Source organism: Vibrio sp. 10N.222.55.C6, assembly GCF_041473395.1.
GTDB lineage: Bacteria > Pseudomonadota > Gammaproteobacteria > Enterobacterales > Vibrionaceae > Vibrio > Vibrio crassostreae_C.
Genome location: NZ_JBFRSD010000604.1, coordinates 1 through 335, shown reverse-complemented (window position 1 = coordinate 335; position 335 = coordinate 1). Strand labels below are relative to the sequence as shown.

Annotated in this window: 1 protein-coding gene; it reads left to right on the top strand. The window is 47.2% G+C overall.

The genetic code is table 11. The features are described from left to right. Positions 1-335: hypothetical protein (locus AB4486_RS25285; RefSeq protein WP_372119471.1), on the top strand; the 335-nt coding region annotated here is incomplete at both ends.

The following is a 335-nucleotide window of genomic DNA, read 5'->3' as shown; positions in this document are numbered from 1 at the left end:
ATTCTTAGCACTCGGTGCCACAATCATTTTTGTGGTCGACTGTCATGTTCCTTTGGGCATTGCCATGGCCGTGCCCTACATAACGATAGTCTTGCTCGCAGCCACAACGAAAGATCCACTATCAGCCGTGATGTGGGCTATTGGCTGCACCTTACTTACCTTATTGGGTTACTACTTATCTGGTAGCGGCAGCGAAACCTGGTTTGTCGCCTTCAACCGAGTCATTACCATCTATACCATTTGGGTGGCGGCAATTATTCCTATTTATATCTCTTTACCTTCTCCTCAAGCCTCACTGGACGTCGATGATGACGTGACAGAGGAAAGTTCAAGAT